This window comes from Bacteroides sp. AF25-5LB, from assembly GCF_003602965.1.
GTDB lineage: Bacteria > Bacteroidota > Bacteroidia > Bacteroidales > Bacteroidaceae > Bacteroides > Bacteroides uniformis.
The window spans coordinates 1-3,320 of the sequence record NZ_QTMC01000038.1 but is presented as its reverse complement, the minus strand read 5'-3'; the positions used below and the strand labels follow the sequence as shown (position 1 = coordinate 3,320).

The window sequence follows — 3,320 nt, the reverse complement described above, 5'->3', positions numbered from 1 at the left end:
TGTCTATCTGTGCCTGGTTGAAACCGCCCCAGTAGTAGTTCCAGCTGTGGTGACTTCCGCTGTAGCGTGCCTGTTCCTTTGCTATCTGCAGATAGTTTGCATTCGTTTCTTTCTGGTATTTGTAAGCATCCCGGTAAGCTTCCACCGATTTTGTCCCCTTGCTTGCCTTAATGGTATCGGTCAGGTCTTCGATGGAAGTCTGCAGTTTCTCGTTCCGGTCCGTAAGACGGCCTATAGCCGCCTGCACTTCCCTGGCGTTCCCGCCGATGCCGAACAGTTTGTTGAAACCTCCGAAAGACACCGTGTTCAGCAGTCCTCCGATACCATTCACAAGGGAACCGCCTATCTGTTTGAACAGGTCTCCGCTGAGGATATTGTCGAGTATTCCGGTTATCGCATTGAAAATGGTATCTATCAATGATGAGATAATCGGGCCAATACCGTCTTTCAGCAAATCCAGTATGGAGAGAATGGCCGATATGATCTGCCCGATGACTCCGGCACTTGACAGGGTTTCGGACATCCGGCTGATGGCATCGCCGACCTTGCCTCCGATATTCAGTTTTGAAAGACCGGTAAGCATGTTCTGGATTCCTTCAAATGATCCCTGCAAGGTTCCGCTCGCAAAGCCGTGCAACCCGTCGGATACCATGTTCAACCCGTCAACCGTGTCCCGGGAGGCACTTTTCACCTCCCCGGCAAGCGCCTTCATTTCAGAGGTGGCGTTCAGGTATTCTTCGTCAGCTGAAACGCTGGACGATTGGGCCGTTTGAAGAGCGATTTTGGTACGTTCTATTTCTGCCTGGTTACCGCTTTCAAGAGCCTTGTTGTAATCGGTCTGCGCCGCTTTTAACCGGGCGAATGCCGCTTCCTGCTGCAGTTCCGCATTTTGCACGCGTGTTACGGCATCCCCCAAAGCGTGCATCTGCGTTTGCAGCCGGGCAAAATCCAATGTCCCGTTGCCACCGGGGAGCATGCTTTGAATACGTTCAATGGCATCGTAAACGACCTGCTGGTCTGCGGCTCCCGTTTTTTTGAACTCATCCGTCTTGACATACTGTTTAAGTTCGCCAAGCAGGTTCTTCATCTGGTCTGCAAGCAGACCGGTCAAATCCCCGAACGCTGCTCCCCAGTCTATCTTCTGGGTAAGGGCTTCCATGTCCACTTTGTGCACAGCCGCATCACGCTGCTTCTCCAAAGTCAGCCTTTCGCCCTGGGACTGTGCCTTGCGGATTTTCTCGGCATATTCTTCAGCGATGGCCAGTTTCTGCTGCTGGAAGGTCCCGTATTCCTTCAGATAGTCACGCATGGCTTCCGCCTCTTCCCTGTACACGTCCGTCTCCGCTTTTTTCCGGGACGCGGTGTTTGAGGCACGGGCTTTTTCAAGTTCATCCTGTTGCTCCCGGGTAAGTCCGTTATCTCCGGTGGAAAGGCCGGCTTCCTTGTTCTCACGCTTCCAGTCGGTTTCCTGCCGGTTTATCTCTTCTTTCCGGGCGTTATAGTCATATTCGATTTGTGCCAGTTTCTTTTCGGTACCGGCTTGCATACGGTCTATCTCTTCCTTCCGGTTCTCGGCCTGCAGGGCGGCAAGATCCTGCGCCAGCCTGCGCTCTGTGGCAAGTCGTTGCCTGGCTTCCGCTTCCGGATTCTTTCCGGGCTGTTTGGGGTCGATATGCCCGCCGATATTTCCTTTCTTGGCTGCTTCTGCGGCTTTTTTTACCTCTTCTTCCGCTTTTTTCAGATAACCGTCGCGTTTGTTTTCGGCATTTTTCAACAGTATGTCATAAGCTTCCTGATCATGTTTCTTGATGGCAGCCTGTGCATCATAGAACTGCCCGGATTCTGCCATGCTTGACTGCATGATATATTGTCCCCATTTCCCGAAAAAACCCATGGCGCTTTCCGCCTCTTCCGGTTTCTGCGCCTTGATTTTATTCACCTCTTCATCGGCTTCTGCAGCTTTTTTTACAAGGTTCTGGACATTGGCCTGGTGCAGCAGGACCTGTACATAGTCCTCGCTCTTTTGGATAAGGGTATCATACCATTCGGAAAGTGTTTTATAATACCCGAAAGATTCCCCGTACTTGCGGTTCAGTTCCTCTACCTTCGCCTTTTCCTGTTCCTTGCTGCCGGTGAAGTTCTTTATTTCATCGATGACCGATTTCAGTTCGAAGCGGGTACGCACCATCTGGGCACGGCCGTCCTTCTCTATCTCGGTCATTTCCTTGACTGATACGTTGAATTCATCCACGCCTTTTTTGGCACTGAACAGGTTTTTCGTCCAATCCCAGATTTCATCACCGTACATTACCAGCAGCATGATGCCGGTGGTCATGGCCGTCTGCCAGGAAAAGAGCGAGGACAGGACCTGTTTCCATACCGGTGTGCCTTTCTTGCCTGACTTCTGCAGCTCATCATATTCCTTACGGGCACGGGCCAGTTCGTCCGTAAAAATCGGCAGGTTGTTGGATATGGCCAGAAAGAACATCTGCGGTCCCATGGCCAAAGAAGGCATTTCACGGGCCATCTGCTGGATGCTGTTGTGAAGCCCGTTGAACTGGCGCTGTGCATTGGGCATGTCTGCAGGGGTGACCTGCACGGATTCCGATTCCTCCTGCAGCAGTTTCAGTTTGCCGCGCAATTCCTCAAGCTGCTTCTCCAGTGCATGGATCTGCGCGATATTGGCACTCTGGTCCAGATTGGGGGCAGCCGTCTCCCCGGCAAGGCGCAGCCTTTCCAGTTCAGCCTCCAGCAGCCTGACGGTATTACGCAGTTCCAGCGCCTCACGTTCGGCCTTGTTCATGCCGGGCGTGAGTTTGTCCTTCATCAAAAATTCAACTTCTACAGGTTTGCTCATTCCAGTTTGCTTTGAAAAAATCCTACTATATCGTTCGCTTCATCCTCGGCGCTGTGTTCCGGTCTGGGAGCACCGTTTCCGCCGCCTTGCTTTTTCCGCACATACCGCGGCGCGTCGCTCAGCATCATGATCAGCGTCTGGTAATTCACCCCATCAAGGATGTAATCCACGCTCCAGCCGGTCGCCGATGCAATCTGCCACACGAAGCCGAAAGGGCTATGGGAACCTTCATACCGGGTTCTTAACTCCCCTTCCTTGCCTGGCTCAGTCTCGGAGTCATCGGGTTCGCCCGCGCTGTCGAGCTGATAATACGCATAAAATCCTTCGTGCCCATCAGACGCTCGAATGTTCGGAACATGGCCGTCAGATAACGCCACTCCACAAAGTTCCGCAGTACCCACGCTGTCACCCCGATGCCCACGTGCCGCGACACGTATCCCCGGCATACCGTATAGGCCAGCAG

At 52.8% G+C, this 3,320-nt stretch carries 2 protein-coding genes and 1 pseudogene; all 3 read right to left on the bottom strand.

The window, feature by feature from the left end:
- On the bottom strand, positions 1-2,857 hold a 2,857-nt coding region (locus tag DWY57_RS20555; RefSeq protein WP_119962360.1), incomplete at its 3' end, for a viral A-type inclusion protein.
- The gene (locus DWY57_RS20550; RefSeq protein ID WP_007562496.1) at positions 2,854-3,060 is read right to left on the bottom strand and encodes a hypothetical protein; all 207 of its coding nucleotides are present in this window, start codon (positions 3,058-3,060) and stop codon (positions 2,854-2,856) included. The genes DWY57_RS20550 and DWY57_RS20555, both read right to left, overlap by 4 nt.
- Positions 3,061-3,098: 38 nt before the next feature.
- A pseudogene (locus DWY57_RS20545) lies at positions 3,099-3,320 on the bottom strand (hypothetical protein); the annotation flags it as partial.